Source organism: Candidatus Accumulibacter sp. ACC012 (assembly GCF_907163155.1).
GTDB lineage: Bacteria > Pseudomonadota > Gammaproteobacteria > Burkholderiales > Rhodocyclaceae > Accumulibacter > Accumulibacter delftensis.
The window spans coordinates 61,148-80,898 of record NZ_CAJQUC010000003.1 but is presented as its reverse complement, the minus strand read 5'-3'; the positions used below and the strand labels follow the sequence as shown (position 1 = coordinate 80,898).

The 19,751-nt window shown below is 63.3% G+C and carries 12 protein-coding genes and 1 pseudogene; 8 read left to right on the top strand and 5 right to left on the bottom strand.

Annotated features, from left to right (window positions below; all coding sequences use genetic code 11):
* Positions 1-9 precede the first annotated feature (9 nt).
* A complete protein-coding gene (gene dsbD, locus QZ648_RS03835) occupies positions 10-1,827 on the top strand; it encodes a protein-disulfide reductase DsbD (RefSeq protein ID WP_291996161.1) in 1,818 nt (605 codons plus the stop codon).
* Here the strand turns inward: dsbD and QZ648_RS03830 are convergent.
* Positions 1,824-2,972, bottom strand: a complete 1,149-nt coding sequence (locus QZ648_RS03830; RefSeq protein ID WP_291996160.1) for a glycosyltransferase family 2 protein — start codon at positions 2,970-2,972, stop codon at positions 1,824-1,826. The two genes, dsbD and QZ648_RS03830, sit on opposite strands and share 4 nt — an antisense overlap.
* A complete protein-coding gene (locus tag QZ648_RS03825) occupies positions 2,872-5,298 on the bottom strand; it encodes a polysaccharide deacetylase family protein (protein WP_291996159.1) in 2,427 nt (808 codons plus the stop codon). Before QZ648_RS03825 ends, QZ648_RS03830 begins: the two co-directional genes overlap by 101 nt.
* Before the next feature lie 579 nt (positions 5,299-5,877).
* Between QZ648_RS03825 and QZ648_RS03820 the strand changes: the two genes are divergently transcribed.
* A complete protein-coding gene (locus QZ648_RS03820; protein WP_291996158.1) occupies positions 5,878-6,738 on the top strand; it encodes a hypothetical protein in 861 nt (286 codons plus the stop codon).
* A gap of 22 nt (positions 6,739-6,760) precedes the next feature.
* Entirely contained in the window at positions 6,761-8,860 is a 2,100-nt protein-coding gene (locus tag QZ648_RS03815) for an LTA synthase family protein (protein WP_291996157.1), read from the top strand.
* 136 nt (positions 8,861-8,996) lie between these two features.
* Here the strand turns inward: QZ648_RS03815 and QZ648_RS03810 are convergent, their stop codons facing one another.
* On the bottom strand, positions 8,997-10,526 hold the full coding sequence (locus tag QZ648_RS03810; RefSeq protein WP_291996156.1) for an AMP-binding protein: 1,530 nt from the start codon (positions 10,524-10,526) through the stop codon (positions 8,997-8,999).
* A 706-nt stretch (positions 10,527-11,232) separates the two neighbouring features.
* Here QZ648_RS03810 and QZ648_RS03805 point away from each other — a divergent pair.
* Positions 11,233-12,699 (top strand): metal transporter, encoded by a 1,467-nt coding sequence (locus QZ648_RS03805; RefSeq protein WP_169066409.1) that lies wholly within the window; start codon positions 11,233-11,235, stop codon positions 12,697-12,699.
* 286 nt (positions 12,700-12,985) lie between these two features.
* On the top strand, positions 12,986-13,762 hold the full coding sequence (locus tag QZ648_RS03800) for an enoyl-CoA hydratase (protein WP_291996155.1): 777 nt from the start codon (positions 12,986-12,988) through the stop codon (positions 13,760-13,762).
* Between the two features lie 54 nt (positions 13,763-13,816).
* Here the strand turns inward: QZ648_RS03800 and QZ648_RS03795 are convergent, their stop codons facing one another.
* The gene (locus QZ648_RS03795) at positions 13,817-16,438 is read right to left on the bottom strand and encodes a PHB depolymerase family esterase (RefSeq protein ID WP_248595343.1); all 2,622 of its coding nucleotides are present in this window, start codon (positions 16,436-16,438) and stop codon (positions 13,817-13,819) included.
* A gap of 223 nt (positions 16,439-16,661) precedes the next feature.
* Between QZ648_RS03795 and fumC the strand changes: the two genes are divergently transcribed.
* Positions 16,662-18,062, top strand: coding sequence for a class II fumarate hydratase (gene fumC, locus QZ648_RS03790; protein ID WP_169066407.1), 1,401 nt, complete (start codon positions 16,662-16,664; stop codon positions 18,060-18,062).
* A 243-nt stretch (positions 18,063-18,305) separates the two neighbouring features.
* Here fumC and QZ648_RS03785 read toward each other — a convergent pair.
* Positions 18,306-18,527: pseudogene (locus QZ648_RS03785) on the bottom strand (ATP-binding protein); the annotation flags it as partial.
* A gap of 4 nt (positions 18,528-18,531) precedes the next feature.
* Here QZ648_RS03785 and QZ648_RS03780 point away from each other — a divergent pair.
* Together QZ648_RS03780 and QZ648_RS03775 are read left to right on the top strand one after the other, a co-directional pair.
* Positions 18,532-18,702, top strand: a complete 171-nt coding sequence (locus QZ648_RS03780) for a hypothetical protein (protein WP_169066400.1) — start codon at positions 18,532-18,534, stop codon at positions 18,700-18,702.
* Positions 18,703-18,879: 177 nt separating this feature from the next.
* Positions 18,880-19,713 carry an alpha/beta hydrolase gene (locus QZ648_RS03775; protein WP_169066405.1) on the top strand — a complete coding sequence of 278 codons (834 nt, stop codon included), beginning with the start codon at positions 18,880-18,882 and terminating at the stop codon, positions 19,711-19,713.
* Positions 19,714-19,751: the final 38 nt, after the last annotated feature.

Genomic DNA, 19,751 nt, shown 5'->3' with positions numbered 1-19,751 from the left:
CGCACCGCAATGACCTGGCTGTTCTCGTTCCCGCGCCCAATCCGACGCTCCTCCCTGCTGCCGTTCTTCCTTTCGCTGCTGCTGCTCGCCTGGCCAGCGCAGGGCGAAGAGTTCCTCGACCCGGCCGTTGCCTTCAAACCGACGGCACGAGCCATCGACGGGCAGACCATCGAAGTGCGTTTCGAGATCGCCCGGGGCTATTACCTCTACCGCGACAAATTCCGCTTCGCCGCCGAACCCGAGAGCGTGCCACTGGGCACGCCGATGCTGCCACCGGGCAAGGTCAAGGAGGATCCCAATTTCGGCGACGTCGAGGTCTATTACCAGCAAGCGCTGATCCGCATTCCCGTGGAACGTAACAGCTCCGGGCCACTGCCGCTGACCCTGAAAGTCACTTCCCAGGGTTGCGCCGACGCCGGCATCTGCTATCCGCCGCAAAGACAGACGCTCAAGCTCGAGTTGCCGGACCCGGCGACAACGCCAATAGCCACCAGCGCCACCGGTGCAGCGAGCGAGAAGTTCAGCGACGACGAGTCCGGACGCATCGCGCAGTTGTTCAAGAATGCCAGCTTCTGGTTGCTGGTCGCCAGCTTCTTCGGCTTCGGGCTGCTGCTGTCCCTGACGCCGTGCTGCTTCCCGATGATTCCCATCCTGTCGAGCATCATCGTCGGCTCCGGTCGCGACGGTCGCGGCGTTTCGCACGCGCGCGGCTTCCTGCTGTCGCTGGCCTACGTCCTGGGCATGGCCATTACCTACGCCGCCGCCGGAGTCGCGGCCGGGCTGACCGGCACGCTGCTCACCGCGGCCTTGCAGAACGCCTGGGTGCTCGGTGGCTTCGCACTGGTTTTCGTCGCCCTGTCCTTGTCGATGTTCGGTTTCTACGAACTGCAGTTGCCGACTTTCCTGCAAAGCAAGGTCTCCGAGGAAGCCAGCCACCTGCGCGGCGGCTCGCTTCCCGCTGTCGCGGCCATGGGCGTGCTCTCGGCGATCATCGTCGGCCCCTGTGTCGCCGCCCCCCTGGCCGGCGCCCTGCTCTACATCGGGCGCAGCGGCGACGCCGTCCTCGGCGGCGCAGCACTGTTCGCCATGGGGCTCGGCATGGGCGCCCCACTGCTCGCCGTCGGCCTGTCGGCCGGTATCCTGCTGCCGCGCTCTGGCCCGTGGATGGAGGCCGTCAAAAAAGCGTTTGGCGTGCTCCTGCTGGCCACCGCCGTGTGGTTGCTTTCGCCGGTCATCCCGGTCGTCGCACAAATGATTGCCTGGGCCCTGCTGCTCATCATCCCGGCCATCTACCTGCACGCCCTCGATCCGCTGCCGGCGCACAGCAAAGGCTGGCTGCGCTTCTGGAAAGGCATCGGGATTTTCATGCTCATCGGCGGCACGGCGATGCTGCTCGGCGCACTGGCCGGCTCGCGCGACCCGCTGCAGCCGCTGTCGGTACTGCGCAGCAGTGCCGCCGAGGTCGAAATCCGGCCGCTGCCGTTCACCCGCGTCCGGACTCTCGCCGAACTCGAGAGCCGCATCGAGAGCGCTGGCCAGCCGGTGCTGCTCGACTTCTATGCCGACTGGTGCGTGTCCTGCAAGGAAATGGAACGTTTCACTTTTTCCGATGCGCGCGTGCGCGCCAGGCTGGCAGGGTGGACCTTGCTACAAGCTGACGTCACCGCCAATTCGGACGAAGACAAGGCCCTGCTGCAGCGCTTCAATCTCTACGGTCCGCCAGGGATCATCTTCTTTGACGGCCAGGGCCGGGAGATCGACGGCGTACGCGTCGTCGGCTTCATGAGCGCCGACGAATTCCTCAGCTTGCTGGCGCGTCTGGGTTAATGTGAAAGTCGCGCAAGCGGCTCACGAATCTCCGTTCTCCCCTCGCGGGAAAACGGCCAGGGGTGAGGCGGGGAATTCAGGGAGCATGCTCCCTGCCCGGCGAACGATTCCGGCGTGCAAGCCGGAATGCGCACTGCAAGTGAGAGGAGGACCGTAATGACCGTTCGCTCGCCCGGCATCGCCAAGCGACGATCAAGCCTCCACCTGCACGCTCGCTTTACGCTCCGCCTCCCCCAGCCAACGAGAACGCCTTTCAACGAGGTGATGGTGCTCTTGATGGCCACGTAGTACATCAGCTGGCGATAGAAGAAACGCTGCCAGAACAGCCATATCAATAGCCCCCAGCTTTCCTTGCGTTCGAGGGCGAAGGCCAGGATGGCGGCCAGGTAGTCCACGCTGACGAAGAGCGCGTAGTAGAAAAGGACGCGCCAGAGATTGTCGGCCGAATACTCCTCCTCCTCCGGGTGGTGCGAGTAGCTGAAGGCGGCCGATCCCAGCGAGCCGATCAGGAGTAGGTCCATGATCGGCGAGATCAGCGGAAAGAGCACCTGGAAAATGACGACATTGGGCAAGGCGACAAAACCCAGGGCGCCGTAACGCCGGCGAAAAAGCACGTCACGGTGTTTCCAGGCCGCTTGCATGGTGCCGTACATCCAGCGGTAGCGCTGACCGATGAAGCCCCGCACGGTGTCGGGTGCTTCCGTTAGAGCGATGGCCTCCTCTTCGTAAACGATGCGCTTGCCGAGTTTTCGAATGGCCAGGGTGAGGTCGGCATCTTCGGCCAGGGTGTCGTGCCTGAAACCACCGGCACTTTCGACCAGCTCGCGCCGCCAGGCGCCAACGGCGCCGGGAACGACGGTGATGCAGTTGAGGACGGCGAAGGCGCGGCGATCGAGGTTCTGGCTGGTGATGTACTCGAGCGCCTGCCAGCGAGTGAGCAGATTGATGCGATTGCCGACCTTGGTGTTGCCGGCAACGGCACCGACACGGGGATCCTTGAAATGGCGAACGAGCTCGCTGACGGTGTCCCTGGTTAACACCGTGTCAGCGTCGAGGGCGACGACGATGTCGGCCGTCGTTTGCGCGAAACCGAAGTTGAGCGCGGCGGGCTTGCCAGCGTTGGCCTGGCTGACGATGACGCTCACGGTAGCGCTGGGACACGGCGAGCCCGCCAACGAACAGCAGACGCGCAATGCCCAGGACGATGCCGAGCACGAACAGCCAGTCGATCGCCGCGCCAGCCCAGTTGATGACCGCGAACGCGGCGCCGTCGAAACGGCTGCGCAACTGCTCTTCGGGCGGCACCGGTGGCATGATGGCGTCGCGGCTGCGGCCGAGGAGCTGCGCAATGGTGACGAATTCGAAGCCACGCTTGTGCAGTTCTTCGACGATTCCCGGAATCGCGGCGATGGTCTGGGTGCGGTCGCCGCCCGAATCGTGCAGCAACACGATGTTGCCTTCACCGCGCTCCGCGGCCTCGACAACGCGTTTGACGATCGCGTCGCTGCCGGGACGCTTCCAGTCGTCCGGGTCGATCTGCATGCCGACGTTGACATAGCCTTGCCGGGCGGCGAGTTCGACGGGGCGAACCTGGTCGATGGTTTCCGGTTCGGCGTCGACGGCATAGGGCGAGCGGAAGAGCAGGGAGTGCCGACCGACTTCGCTGGCCAGCAGGTGTTGCGTGGCAGAAAGCTCGAGTTCCAGCTGCTGCGGCGAGATGCTTGAAATATTGGGATGGGTGAACGTGTGGTTGCCCAACTCGTGCCCTTCAGCGATCGCGCGGCGCAGCAATTCCGGATGGTTCTGGCCGTTGGCGCCGATGATGAAGAAGGTCGCCGGCACGCCGGCATCGCGCAGGGCGTCGAGAATTAGTAGCGTGGACTTGGGATCGGGCCCGTCGTCGAAAGTGAGGACAATCTTGTGCTTGGCGCTACCGTGGCGGGTGATGACGTAGGGCGACGGAAAAGCGCTGAAACGCTCGCCGGAGATCAGGCCGCGCTGTGCGTCGAACTTGATGATCCGCCGGCCGATCTGCGGCTGCGCAGTGACCTCGAGGCCTTCGCCCTGGCCTTCGTAGTCGACGCCATAGGCGAAACGAATTTCGGCCAGTTCCTCGGCGCGTGCGGCGTCGAGCGGACCTTTCCTGGCGAAGACCTTCCACAAGGCGGGATCCTCACTGCCAAGCCGCGACAGGGCGACGCCGCGCGGCTGCAGCGAGCGCAGGGTGACCAGCTGCTTGAAGGCAGTCGTGGCATCGAGCAGCCAGACGTGATGGCGACGATCGTCATCGTCGGCGTAAGAAAAGGTCGGGTTGAGCGAGGTGGGGTCGAGCCGCGGCTTGCCTTCGGATTCCTTGGCAATGAGAACGGCCTCTTCGAAAGTGCGCTCCTCGGCCGGCTGGCCGGGGGGGCCCCAATCGTAGGCGTAGTTGCCGATGGCGACGATCATTTTCTCGGCCGGGATGTCGCGTTGCCTGGCGCGCAGGACGCGCGCGAACCACGGCAGACTGGCGATCGGCCCCGGCGAGCCGTCGGCCCAGTGCTCGTCGTAGGCCATCAGAATCAGATAGTCGGCATTGCGCACCAGGCGGCGGTAATCGAAAGCGGCGTCGGCAGCCGGCACGTTGACCGACACCAGCAGCTTGCGCGGATGCATCACCGCATACAGCTCGGCCATGAAGCGCTGGAAGTCGGCTTGCGCCTTGGCGGCAATGTTCTCGAAGTCGATGCTGATGCCGGCATAGCGATGCGCTTCGACAAAGACGAGAATCTGCTCGATCGTTCGCTTGCGTGCAGCCGGATCGGCGAGCATGCGTCCCAGTTTGGCGCCTTCCCACTCATGGCCGTTCCAGTTGTTGACCAGCGGCACCAGCGACAGGTCGGGTCGGCGGGCGCGAATGTAGTCGCTGACGTGTGCGGTGCGCAGCGCATCGTTCTCGCGCAGCGTGCCGTCCTCACCCGCCAGGTGCAGCCACTCGGCGATCACCGTATCCAGGCTGCCGAGGTTCTCCTTCAGCGAACTCATGCTGGCATCGTCCCAGTTGACGAAGAAGCCAATCGCCAAGGGCTGGTGATCCACGTTCGCGGCGTTCGCGGCGTTCGCGCGCGCTGGCTGTAGCAGCTGGCGCAGGCTGCGCTCACGCTCGCGGGCGAGTTTGAGCTGCTCGTCACGCAAGGCGCGTTCGCGGCGGGTCGTGGGTCGTTCGGGAGCGAGCGCCGGGATATCCGGCACGGCGTGCGCGCCGTGCGGCAGAAAACTGACGTTCGGCAGACGTAGCGCCGGCAAGACCGGCGCTGCCAGAACACTGAGCAGCAGTCCGCCGAGCAGCAGGGTCAGGGCGACACCGACCAGCAGCATGCCCAGGCGGAGACGCGGCCAGCGCTTTTTGGCCGGATCGAAAAATACGGCTGCGGCGATTTTTGGGCCGCCGTCTGACCTGAGCGATGGGGCGACGGATGAGGGCTGCGACATGTGGAGATCAGCGGCCTGTGAAAATGCGCTTCACGCACCACCCGCACTGGCGGGCTGGTCTTCCTGCTGCGGGAGCGAAAACGCCGCGCGCGGCGTCACCCCGATTGTCGGTTCGCGAGCTAACGGTCATGACAGTCGAGATACCCCGGATGATGAAAGTCATGACCGTCCCCCTCTTCCCCCGGCCCTTCTCCCGCAGGGGGAGAAGGGAGCTTCGTGAGTCGCATGCGCGACTTTCACATTAACGGTAGGGTGCATGGAGAACATCTGGCGGCAGGAATGCGGATCTTGTCCGCTGTCCAGCATTAACGCACGATTCCTGTCCACGCCGGATCAGCAGTAAGCCCTTGCCCCTAAGCTTCCCCTAATTCCCGCTCGCTATCTTCGCTCCCACGCGACTTTCGCGTGCATTAACGTGCATCAAAGGAGCGACCACCAAGAAATTTCGATAGAGTCGCAGCGACCGTCGTTTTTGCACCCATCATTGACACCACTTAGGCCGGCAAGATCTGGCGACAACGCCAGCCTGCCGATCGCCGACGCGACTTCAGATACTGAATACAAAGGAAAGACCACAGCATGTCCTTGCTCCTGAAGCCTTACTGGCGCGCTGCTCTCGCCGTCTTCGGCGCCGCCCTGACGCTGTATCTGATCCATGCCAGCTGGCGGCAGTTCTACCCGGTGACTGCCGCGGCGGGCTGGGAGGTGCAGGTCTATCGCGACGAGATTCCCATGGTCAGCGCGCTGGCACTGGACGGCCAGGGCGGTCTCTACATCAGCCAGGAGATCGCCAGCGGCAAGGGCAAGATCCTCAAACTGACGCCCGACGGCGACCTCACGGAGATACTCAGCGGGCTTTCCAAACCGGACGGCCAGGTGATTTTCCGTGGCGGCCTGGTGACCGGCCAGGAAGGTGGCAAGCTGCCGGTGCTGTGGCTGCGCAACGGCCAGACCGAGACACTCTTCGAGGGCAACGGCATCGAGGGCATCGCCACCGACGGCCAGGTGCTCTACGCCATCGAGGATGCGCGGCCGGGCCGCCTGTTGCGCTTCACCCCCGATAGCGGCGAACTGAGCGTGCTTCGTGACGGGCTGGACGATGGCGAGGGCGTCAGCCTGTGCGCCGACGGCCGGCTGTTCTATACCGAGAAGCGCCAGGGCTGGGTCAAGCAATGGCGGGCCAAGGGCCCGGACATCGTCGTCGCCGATGGCCTCAACGCACCCGGTTTTGTACAATGCACTACGGATGGCCTTTGGATCACCGAGGACGCAACGCACATGGCACGTGTGCTGCTGCTCGACACCAGCGGCCAGCTGCAGGTCATCCTGACCCACCTGCGTTCCGCGCAAACCATCATTCCCCTCGCTGCCGGCAGTTACCTGCTGGCCGAACAGGGGCGCCAGCGCATCCTGAAACTCGCCCGCCCCGCCTCATTCTGAAACTCTGAAACTCTGAGCAACCATGACCGCCACCCTCGCCCAGCGCAGCCCGCCGCTCAGCCGCCACATCAGCCAGCCGACCCTGAAAAGTCACCTCGCCTTCACCCTCCTCAGCGCCGCCGCGCTGCTCACGCTGTACACCTTGTTGCGCCTCGCGCTGCTGCTCTACAACCGCGAACTGATCGGCAGCACTCCGGCAGCGACCTTTATCGAGGCTTTCTACAATGGCCTGCGTTTCGATGTGCGCCTGGTGGTCTATGCGCTCACGCCACTGCTGCTGGCGCTCCTCAGCATCCGCGCCATGGCCGCCCGCGGCCTGCTGCGCGGGTGGCTGACCGCCTTCGCCAGTTTCACTCTGCTGCTCGGCATTAGCGAACTGGATTTCTACCGCGAATTCCACCAGCGCCTGAACGGCCTGGTGTTCCAGTATTTCGAGGAAGACCTGGCCACGGTGGGAAGCATGTTGTGGAACGGCTTCCCGGTTGGCCGCTACCTGCTGGCCTGGGCAGCCGCCACCTGGCTGCTGGCCAGACTGTTCAAGGGCCTCGATCGGCTCAGCCGGCCGGCAATCCCGGCGGCGCCAGAGGCATCGCCGCCGCAGCCGAGCTACGCCGCACCGACCTGGTACTGGCGAACCGGCCTGTTCCTCCTCTGCGCACTGCTTGCCGTGGTCGCCGCCCGCGGCCACCTGCGTCAAGGTCCGCCGCTACGCTGGGGTGACGCTTATACCACCAGTTCGATGTTCGCCAATCAGCTTGGCCTGAACGGTTCGCTGACGCTGCTTTCCGCGGCCGAGGCCAGCATGTCCTCACAGCGTAGCAATACCTGGCAAGCGACCATGCCCGACGAACAGGCGCTGCAGACCGTACGCCAACTGCTGCTGACGCCGCACGACCAGTTGGTCGACGCCGACAGCGCGGCGATCCGCCGTGACTTCACTCCACCCGCCGAGCGTACGCTGCCGATTCGCAACGTGGTGGTGATTCTGATGGAAAGCTTCGCCGGCCGTTTCGTCGGCGCGCTGGGCGGCACCGGCGACATCACCCCGCACTTCGACGCTTTGGCCAAAGAAGGCCTGCTCTTCGACCGCTTCTTCTCCAATGGTACGCACACCCACCAGGGCATGTTCGCCACCATGGCCTGTTTTCCGAACCTGCCCGGTTTCGAGTACCTGATGCGCACCCCGGAAGGCGCGCACAGGTTCTCCGGGCTGCCGCAGCTGCTCAGCGCGCGCGGCTACGACAACCTGTACGTGTACAACGGCAACTTCCAGTGGGACAACCAGTCCGGCTTCTTCAGCAACCAGGGCATGACCCGCTTCATCGGTCGTGAAGATTTCGTCAACCCGGTGTATATGGACCCAACCTGGGGCGTTTCGGATCAGGACATGTTCGACCGCGCCGCCGCCGAGCTCGACAAGCTGCCTGCCGACAAGCCTTTCTATGCGCTGGTGCAGACTCTTTCCAACCACACCCCCTACGCGCTGCCGAAGGACCTGCCGGTCAAGCCGGTCACCGATCGCGGCACTTTCAGCGAACACCTGACCGCCATGCGCTATGCCGACTGGGCGCTCGGCGAGTTCTTCGCGAAAGCCCGCAAGTCAGCGTATTACAAGCACACCCTGTTCGTCGTGGTCGGCGACCATGGCTTCGGCAGCGACCAGCAACTGACCGAAATGGATCTCTTCCGCTTCAATGTGCCGCTGCTGCTGATCGCTCCGGGAATTCAGGAAAAGTTTGGCAGCCACAATCACCACGTCGGCACGCAGGTCGACGTGGTGCCGACGATCATGGGCCGCCTTGGCGGCACGGTACGCCATCAGTGCTGGGGACGCGACCTGCTCAATCTGCCGGAAGGCGACCTTGGCATCGGTGTGATCAAGCCCTCGGGCGGCGATCAGACCGTCGCTCTGGTCACCCCGCAGCGCATCCTGATCGAGCCCAAGGGCTTCGAGCCGCGCCTCTACAGCTACCAGCTGGGTGCCAATCCGAAAGCCGAACGCATTCCGCTCGACCTCGCCCCGGAGTTGAAAACCAGGCTCGAAGCCTTCCTGCAAATTGCCACCAGGAGCTTGCTGGAGAATACCGCCGGAGTGGAAACGGCGAAGGGCCAGCAGCCCTGAGCCGAGCGCTTTCCTTGCTCGCCATGGGGCCGCCATCACACGGCGATTGCCTGTTGACTCCGCGCCCAATGACAACCACTAAGGCGTAGCCCGCGCCCGGTGATCAGCGCGGCGCCGGCCAAGAACTTCAGCCGCCCTAGCCTGCCGCCGCCTGATAAGCGTCGCGCATTTCGCGCTTCAGCGTCTTACCGGCGGCGTTGCGCGGGAAGTCGTCCATGATCTGCAGGGCGTGCAGGCGTTGGTAGCGGGCGCCGACGCGTTCGTTGATCCAGTCGCGCAGTTCGGCGGCGGTGATCGAGGCGCCGCTATTCAGGACGACGGCAGCGACTGGTGTTTCGCCCCATTTTTCGTGCGCCACGCCGAAGACGGCGACTTCCCTGACCGCCGGGTGGCGGGCGGCGACTTCCTCGACATCCTTCGGGTAGACCTTGACGCCGCCGCTGTCGATCATGTCTTTCTTGCGATCGACGAGGTAGAGATAGCCCTCACCGTCTCGATAGCCGAGGTCACCGGTGAATAGCCAGCCGTCACGAATCGCCTGTTCGGTCAAGTCGAGGCGACCGTAGTAGCCGCCCATCAGCGAAGGTCCACGGCCGACGATCTCGCCGACTTCGCCGGCCGGTGCGTCGCTGCCGTCTTCACGAACGATGCGCATCGCGTAGAACGCGGGCGGCCGGCCCACCGAACCCGATTTGCGCAGCGATTGTGTCTTGTCGAGGATGGTCCAGAAACCTTCGGTGAGGCCGTAAAGTTCGTAGAAGCGGTCGGGCAAGAGGCGATTGAGCAGGTCCTTGTACTCCTGGTACAGCGGCGCACCGAGCGAGAGAATCATTTCCAGCGAGGCCAGCTTCTCGGGCGAAAAATTCGGCGCATTGAGCACCGCGATGATTTGCGCCGGCACCATCATGGTGTGGGTAACGCGCTCGCGGGCGATGATTTCGATGGCTTCTTCAGCGTCGAACTGGCGCTGCAGGAGGTAGCGCGCGCCGAGATAGAAGCACGGCATCAGGGTCACGAAGGCGCCGTTGAAGACGATTGCACCGGTGTGCAGCACCACCGACTCCGAAGTCATCCGCCAGGCAGACGCGAACAAGGTGCCGTACATCGAGCGGACGAAATGGCTGTGGATGATTCCTTTCGGCAGTCCGGTCGTGCCGCTCGTATACATGATGTTGAAAATATCGTCGGCGCCGACCCGCACTGGCTCGCTGCCGCCTTGCGGACAGGTCTTGAGCAGCGACGCGTAGTCGGGGTAATCGGCTGTCGGACCGTCAACCATCAGCACGTGATCGGCAGCCAGGTCGGGCAGCTCGGCACGCACCTGATCGAGCATCGGCGCCATCGAACGCTGCGTGATCAGGCAGTTGGCACCCGAGTCACGCAGCAGACTGGCGAGACCAGAGGGCATCAGCAAGGGGCTGAGCGGCACCAGGACGGCGCCGATCGACGGCACGGCCCAGTAGACTTCGAGCAATTCGCGGCAGTTCGACAAGACGGTCGCCACGCGGTCACCCTTGCGCACGCCAAGCCAGGTCAGCAAGCGAGCGCATTGGCTGACGCGCGCCTCGAACTCGCGCCAGGTGAGACGCTCCTGCTCGAAGACGACCGCGACCTGATCCGGCCGAAACTGCGCGTGGTGTTTGATGAGCGTCGCTAGTTGCAGCATTTTTTCCTCCCTGTGACGAAACCCGGGGCGCGCGTACCGAAGCGCGCCAGCCCTCAATTTGAACTGACTCCGCGGCACATCGGCGACGAGCGCAACTCGCTGCACGCACCAGGCAGGCCTGACCTGCCGCCGGGAGATATGCCTAGGCGCGGCATTGCCGCACTGCAGCACCGCGGCCCATGAACCCGGGCTGCGCCAGCAAGTGGTTCGGCTGAAAGCCGTGCCGTGAGCACCGGCATCGCAGCGCAACATACCAATACTATATAACGCCATCACGGGCAACAGCGAAAAGCCACGCATAGCTACTTTCGCTGGCGACTCGACCCGTAGAAAGCCCTCCGCCGCGCTGGCCCAAGGGCTGAAACGGTGGTGCTGTGGTCTTTTTTGCCATCTATCGGATAATATTAGCCATTAGTGTCGCCCGGGTGAACAAATCCGGCTCAGAGGAGTAGAATGAATTGTGCGGTGCGGGATGGCGCTCGTTTTCGGGGTCGTTTCAGCTCATTCAAGGTCGGCTGGCACCGGCCGACGCTGGCGAGATATGCGGCACCGATTCAGTGCTTTGCAGCTTGGCAACAAGGACCAACAGGATCATCGTCCGCGGCCAGTCCACTACGATCAGGACTGCCGGCGGGACCAGGGTACGCGTGGGCCGCCCCGCTTGGGCTGGCTCGTTTTGATTCATTTTATTGCTGGAGGTAAGGATATGTATTCACTGCTACGGGAAATGCCGGATTTCACCACGAGTTGGTGGAGATACATGCTGGCGATGACGCGCGCTTCCAACCGCGAAGTCGGCGAGTTCAATGACAATATGTTCATTGCCGCGCACATCGCCATGACCGCCGCACGCGACAACCCGATGAGCATGCTGGAAAGCTTCGAGGTCATGGAACATAGTGTCGGCCTGGCCCGCAAGGGATCTGCCGGCATGCAGGAGAAGATGGCCGACTACGCTTTCGACCAGATTGAAGAAGGCACCCGTGCCTATCTGAACACGATCCTGAATTCCGACGGTGAGAAGCTCGGCGGCTACATGCGCCGCGAAGCCGAAATCATGGAAGCGGTTGCCAACTTCAACGAACAGATCGAGGCCATTGGCGACGAGTTCGGCTTCCACTTCGATACTCCCAACTACAAACTGGTTCACGAAACAGACAGCTTTGATCTCTACCAGGTGCTGCCGCTGAAAGAAGGCGTCGAGGTCCGCAAGGATCTGAAGCCGGTCATGCTCGTTCCGCCGTACATGCTCGGCGTACATATCCTGGCCTTCCTGCCTTTCGAGAACAAGAGCTACAGCCACTCCTTTGCCAACGAGGGCATTCCGACCTACGTCCGCGTCGTCAAGGACATCATGACCACCGAGAAGGTGCAAACGATGACGCCGGAGGAGGACTGCGAGCAGACACGCCAGCTCTGCGCCAAGATCATGGAGCTCAACGACGGCAAGAAAGTCACCTTGAACGGTACTTGCCAGGGCGGCTACATCTGCATGATGAACATCCTCTCGGGCAAGCTGCAGGATGTCTGCGACGCCCTGATCACCAACGTAACGCCGGTTGACGGCACCTACAGCGATGCTATCAGCGGCATGCCGCAGATGCACCACGACTTTGTCACCACCACCCTGCCGAGCGGCAACAAGGTCGCCAACGGCTACCTGCTCAGCCTGGGCATGCGCTTTGTGGCCATCGACCGCGAAACGCCGCTGGTCAAGGTGCTCGATCAGGCCTCGCTGCAGCGCGCCACCGGCATGAACCCGGGCAAGACGCCCGCCGCCCTGTTCCGCTGGCTGCTCAAGGAACGTGTGCACCTGCCACTAGCCATCGCCAACATGAGTTCGCATACCTTCCAGGACGCTATTGCCGACGATGGCAGCTTGCCGGTGAAACTCTTCGACCAGCCGCTGAACATCAAGAGCCTGATCGACCTGAAAGTGCCGTGGTACCAGAACTACGCGATCAAGGACGACCTGGTCACGCCGGCTTGCGCCACCGCCGGCAACAAGTTCCTGGAAGGCTGGGACGGTCTCGAGTCGGTCGCTTTCTACGGTGGTCACGTCGCCATTCTGACCAGCCCGTATGGCAAGAAGGCACCGGTGACCGGCGAGTTCACCGACGCCAATGGCAAAGCGGCGCGCGGCCCGGTGAAGTTCCAGATGGACATTTCCTGAGCAGTGAGGATCCCAGGGAATGACGGCGCCGTGCACCTGACGATCGCCTTCTGACCCGCTGTAGATCACGCGGCCGGCCCGACGAGAATCGTCTAGGTCGGCCGCGTCGCTTCTGGCCAGGCTTCGCGTACAGCGAAAAAACGACGGCAGAGCACGCGACGGCGGCATAAGGCGTTCATGATAGCGGTCGCGGCAAGCAGCACAACCAAGTCAAGCGCAGCAACAGGAGTGCCCACCTTGTCGTGGATACTCAATATCACCCATTTTGAATCTGGAGATTTCCTTTATGAGTTACGTCAACATCATCGCCGAAGTCCGTGGAAAAGTCGGCCTGATCACCCTCAATCGCCCGAAGCAGCTGAACGCCCTCAACGATGAACTGATGGACGAGCTGGGTAGCGCGCTGGCCGCCTACGAGGCCGACGAGAATATCGGGGCGATCGTCATCACCGGCTCGGACAAGGCCTTTGCGGCCGGCGCCGACATCACGGTAATGCAATCGCTGACGTACATGGAAGCCTACAAAGGCGATTTCATCAGCCGTAACTGGGAAGGCGTCAAGAATTGCCGCAAACCGGTAATTGCGGCAGTCGCCGGCTACGCCCTCGGCGGTGGCTGCGAACTGGCGATGATGTGCGACATCATCCTGGCCGCCGACACGGCGCAGTTTGGTCAGCCGGAAGTGCGCCTGGGCATCCTGCCCGGCGCCGGCGGCACGCAACGCCTGCCACGCGCCATCTCCAAAGCCAAGGCGATGGAAATGTGCCTCGCCTCGCGCAATATCGACGCCGAGGAAGCCGAACGCTCTGGCCTGGTTTCGCGCGTCGTGCCGGCCGACAAGCTGCTCGACGAGGCGATGTCGACCGCTACCCGCATCGCCGGTTTCTCGCTACCGGTGGTGATGATGATCAAGGAGTGCATCAATCGTTCTTACGAGAGCTCGCTCAACGAAGGCCTGCTCTTCGAACGGCGTGCTTTCCACTCGGCTTTTGCCCTCGACGATCAGAAAGAAGGCATGACCGCCTTCGTCGAAAAACGTAAAGCGGCTTTCACCAACCGCTGAACGTAAAAACCGCGCGGAGCCTTGCAGCCCCGCGCGGCGTATTGCCCACCAGCATCAGCAATGCGCCGCAACATCGACCGTATTGCTGATCGTCACCTGATCCACCCAGGCCTTGGCATACACCGTGCTGTAGATGTTCGAATAGGCCGCCACTTCGAGCGTCAGTGTCACCTCACGGTTGGCAAAACGCGCCAGATCGAGCGCTGACTGACGCAGCCATTCGTTCTCCTGGTGGACCATACCAATCGCCGTAACTTCATCGACGACAATGCCATCGACCAGAACCCTGAAGCTGGCGCTGGTGTAGTCATTGACCGCAGCGTTCAGGTCCAGCCGCCGCACATAGCTCAGCTCCGGCCGCGGACCGAGCGTGAGACGCCGCGAGATCGATTGCGCGCGCGCGCCGACGGCCCCGGAATCGCCTGACGAAGCATGCCCGTAGAGCATCGACCCACCGCGAAAAGCACGCGCATCATCGTGCAGCAAATCCCAGCCGGCGCCTTCCCAGCCAGCGCTGCGCAAGGTTTCCGGGCTAAACGGGCTGAACGGACCTGAACGCTGCGCACCGCCCTTGAGCACTCCCGCCGCTTCCAGCGCGGTGGAAATGATTCCCGGAACATCGATGCCCAGTGGCGCGGAACTGCGTGGCCGGCTGCCCGGCTTGAGCAGTCCCGCCGCCTGCAGCGATGCCGAAATGATGCCATGCACATCGAGACCCAGGGCGCGATGTGCAGTCCCCGACGCTTCTTCAGCGCGCCCCGCGTGCGCCTTCCCGGCGCCTGCGCCTGCAGAGGGCTCCTCGCGAAGCAAGGGCTCAGCGACACCGACGGGGCGGGCACGACTGGCGCCCGCCGGAGCAGGCTCCGCTGCCGCTGCCGTTTCCGCAGCAGACTCGGCCGCCGTATTCGCTGCCCGCGCGCCGGCGCCTTCGACGACTCCGGGCGCCTGCGCGCTTGCCGGGCGCTCGGCAAGCAGGCCCCAGAAATCGGCAATACGGTGGGTAGACGAAATCCCGACGGCGTTGAAGAACGGCGCCGCGGTGCCGCACTGATGCGGCTCGGGTCCGGGATCGAGCGCCGCGCCGTGCGACATACCGGTAATCGTGTAGGACTCGATCAACTCCTCGCCGTCGGCGCCCTGCCAGACCCGGCGCGGATAGCCGTCAATGCGCATCTCGATGCTTGGCCTGGCGTCCAGCCCGTGCACGTCGGCCCACTGCTTGATGAGCTCTTCGGCATTGACCGGCTTCACCGCTGTGTCGGCATCGCCGTGCCACACCGACAGCGTCGGCCACGGCCCCTGGTGTGCAGACGCGGCGCGCACCAGCGCCCCCCATTCCTGGCCAGAACGTACTCGCCCCTGGAAAATGCTCTCCAGCCCCTCCTGCAAGCCCGTGGCCGTGCGGTAGGGTACCCCGGCGATGACTGCACCACCGGCAAAGACTTCCGGATAGCTGGCCAGCATCACCGCCGTCATGGCGCCACCGGACGAGGTGCCGGTCACATAGACCCGGCAACCATCAAGGCCGTGCTCGACCACCATCTTGTCGACCATCTGTACGATCGACTGCGCCTCGCCACGTTCGCGTTCGTTGTCTTCGGGGCGGAACCAGTTGAAGCAGCACAGCGGATTGTTGTTCCATTGCTGCTGCGGAAAGAGCAGCGCGAAACCATGCCGATCGGCGACCGTCGACCAGCCACTGCCCTTGTTGTAGGAGGCGGCGCTCTGCGTACAGCCATGCAGGACGACGACCAGCGGGGCGTTCGCTGGCAGCCCCTCGGGGAGATAGGTGTACATCTTCAATTCACCGGGATTACTGCCGAAGGCGCTGACTTCGCGCAAGCGGCTTTCCTGCGCGTCGACCTGGTCGGACCAGGCTTTTACCGAGGCCAGCGTCGAGAGAAGCTTCTCCCAGCGACTTCCGTGCGGCGTCTTGGCAGCGAGTTTTGCCATATTCGCAATGGCGGCCATTTTGTTGCCCAGTTTGTTCAGCATTGGACTACTCCTGTCATCGGACAAGGTGGTAAGCGAACCGATCTCGATCAATTTGCGGACCGGCAGGAAAACGGTGTGGAACAGCCCTGGATCGACCAATCCACCACGCTGGGGGTCAAGCCAGGCCGGCGGGGCAGCGCCCGGGGCCAGGCCATAGGTGTGACTGAAGACGGCGCGGCGGCCCTGCCACCAGGCGCTGAATTGCAGTGAGGCAACCGGACAACCACGGTTGATCCAGACGCCAAAAAGTTCGCCGGCAACGATGGCGCGCGTCTCCTCGGCACAGGCCAGTTCCAGAAGCTGAGCCAGCGCTTCGCCAAAGCGCATGCCGTGCAGGCCAATCGCCGCCGCCGGTGGCTCCTCGGCGTCGGTCCTTGCCACTGCCGGACCGAAGAGGACACGGGGAGTATTCCCCCCCGGCGCGACCGCCGCCGGCCGCAAATCCTCATAGCAGCGGATGGCTTCGATGGTCTGCGCCTGCTGCGGTGCCGCCATCGCGCCGATCAACAACTGCGCCGCGTACTGCGGCGTCGCCGGTGGCGAACCACGACCGCGGGGGCCAGGAGCCACCAGCCCGCCGGTGACCATCAGGGTGACCCGAAAGCGCAGGTCGCGCCGCGACTCGCCGAGCAGGTCGGCGAGTCGTTCGCTGAATTCGTAACGTGCCAGTCGATTAACCATGGAGTAACGATAGCACGCGCCCGGCCGAGATGCACCTATTTTTTTAGTAAGTGACATCTAACAATTTATTTTTGGCAAATCGGCCGGAACCGATGACTGGCGGTTACTAGCCGTTACTAGCCGTAGCCAGGCCCGGAAGCTATGATTCGCGCTTCCATCAGTCAGGAGAAAAGGCGATGCGCCGATTCCGGCAAACCAATCCCCACCCGCGGCGATACCGGCAATGAGCACGACGCGCCGGGAACAGGACTCGTTCGGCAGCATCGAGGTAGCCAACGATCGCCTCTGGGGAGCGCAGACGCAGCGCTCACTCGAACACTTCGACATCTCCAGCGAGCGCCTGCCCGAGGAGCTGGTGCTCGCCCTCGCCACCGTCAAGTCGGCCTGCGCGCGTGTGAACTGCGCGCTCGGGTTGTTGGCGGAGAGCAAGGCAACGGCGATCGCTGCTGCCGCCGAGGAAATCCTGCTCGGCCGCCATCGCCAGGAGTTTCCGCTCTCGGTCTGGCAGACCGGCTCGGGTACGCAGAGCAACATGAACATCAACGAGGTCCTGGCCAACCGCGCGTCGGAACTGCTCGGCGGCGAACGCGGCGCGAAGCGCTGCGTGCACGCCAACGACGACGTCAATCGCGGCCAGTCGTCGAACGACGTCTTTCCGACGGCCATCCATGTGGCGGCGGTACTCGGCATTACGCGCGCACTACTGCCAGCACTGGCCCGGCTACGCACGACGCTGGCGGCCAAGTCGGCAGCCTTTGCGGACATCGTCAAGATCGGCCGCACTCACCTCCAGGACGCAACGCCGCTGACCCTGGGTCAGGAGTTTTCCGGCTACGTCGCCCAGCTCGAACATGCCGAAGCGGTGATCGAAGACGCCTTGGCCTCGCTGTACCCGCTGGCCATTGGCGGCACCGCGGTCGGCACCGGCCTCAACACCGCCGCAGACTTTGGCGCGCGCGTGAGCGCGGAACTCGCCCGCGAAAGCGGCCTGCCCTTTATCGAGGAAAGCAACAAGTTCGCGGCGCTGGCGGCGCACGATGGCCTGGTCGCTGCACACGGCGCGCTCAGGACGCTGGCCGTCGCGCTGATGAAGATCGCCAACGACATCCGCTGGCTGGCATCGGGACCGCGCTGCGGCCTCGGCGAGATCAGCATCCCCGAAAACGAGCCAGGCAGTTCGATCATGCCCGGCAAGGTCAACCCGACGCAGTGCGAGGCGCTGACCATGCTCTGCTGCCAGGTGATGGGCAACGACGTCGCAATCGGCATCGGCGGCGCCTCCGGCAACTTCGAACTGAATGTTTTCAAGCCGCTGATCGCCCACAACTTTCTGCAAAGTGTGCGCTTGCTGGCCGACGGCATGAACAGCTTCGAGGCGCACTGCGTTGGCGGCATCGAGGCCAGACGCGAACGCATCGGCGAGTTGCTGGAGCGCTCGCTGATGCTGGTCACCGCGCTGGCACCGCACATCGGCTACGACCGCGCCGCCGAGATCGCCAAGCGCGCACACCATGCCGGCAGCACGCTACGCGAAGCAGCGCTGGAGCTGGAGTACGTCAGTGGCGAGGACTTCGACCGCTGGGTTAAAGCGCGAGAAATGACCGGCGGCGGTGACCCAGCTTAATGTGAAAGTCGCGCAAGCGACTCACGAAACTCCCTTCTCCCCTTGCGGGAGAAGGGGCAGGGGAAGAGGGAAACGGTCATGACTTTCATGATTTGGGGTGTCTCCACGTGTCATGACCGTTAATGTGAAAGTCGCGAATGCGACTCACGAAACTCCCTTCTCGGCTCGCGGGAGCAGGGTCGGGGAAGAGGGGGAAACGGTCATGAATTTCATGATCCGGGGTATCCTGACATGTCATGACCGTTAGCGCGGCGCCAGAGGCAGGCTCAGGGTGAACAGAGCGCCACCCTGCGGCCGGTTCGCCGCTTCCAGTCGGCCGCCCTGGGGTTCGACGATGCCATAGCCGATCGACAGCCTGAGACCCCGGCCACCCTGCCCGACCGGCTTGGTGGTGAAGAAGGGATCGAAGAGACGCGCCAAATTGGCCTCGGTGATGCCCGCGCCATTGTCGGCAAAGTGCAGGACGATCATGGCCGCGAACAAGGGCGCCTCCCTGCTGGTCGTCGAAGGCGCCATTCCGACTCGCGACAGCGGCATCTACTGCAAAATCGGCGGCCCGACCGCGCTGTTCGGTGACGGCTGCACCCGCACTATTGCCGCCCGCGCGACGCCGCTTCTTTCGACGCGTACCGGGCGCTGAGCGAGCGCCCAGCCAGACGTCGAGTCCCTGGGCGTTCAGATCCAGGTCGGTGGCGAAAACTTCGAGGATTTCCTCACTCGGCAATTGACAGCCAAACCTTTCTTGCGAGATGGCAATTATTGTTGCCGTTGTCACCTGCTTGTGACACCCTGGCATTTTTCCTGCTGATCCCCTTCTATGACGCATTTCTTTGCCGACGATGGCGAAAAAATCCACGTACAGGTTTCCGGCGATGGCTCGCCAATCCTCATGCTGCACGGCTGGACCGCCAGCCACCGCGAATGGCAGCCCTTCCTCGAAGCACTGACCGCCCACCACCGTGTATTCCGATGGGATGCCCGCGGTCATGGTGGCCACCGCCTGACGCAGGCCACGGTGCCTACCGTGCAACGCATGGCGCAAGACCTGAACAACCTGATCGAGAACTATGCACTCGACAAACTGGTGGTCGTCGGCCACTCGATGGGTGCCTTGACTCTCTGGCAGTACATCGGCGAACACGGTTGCCGGAATCTGCACAAGCTGGTCTTCATCGACCAGTCGCCAAAACTGCTGACCGATGACAGTTGGTCCAACGGCATCTACGGCAACTTCGACCGTGAGCAGTCGCAAGCCTTCCTGAAGCATCTGGAAGACGACTTCGCCGAATCGGTTCTTCGCCTTGGCGGCATGGGACTCAATGTCCGCGCCAGGCAGAAGTATCACGAAAACTCGCCCGGTCTGGAGAAAGCGCGGCAGTGGCTGAGCGCGCAGGATGCGAAGCCGCTGATTGCCTGCTGGGAGAGCCTGACCGAAGCCGATTACCGGTCCGTTCTCGAACGTATCGACATCCCGGCGCTACTGGTCTACGGCGGCGACAGCAATTACTACCGTAGCGAAACTGCACACTACGTCAAGAACCGCATCGCCGGTGCCATCCTGCATGTCTACGCAGGCACGGACCACTCTCCGCACCAGTGGGAGCGCGACCGCTTCGTCCGCGATCTACGCGAATTCATTGATTCACCTTGAGGCCTCAATCGTTCTTTTCGTCTTGTTGAACAGGGGTT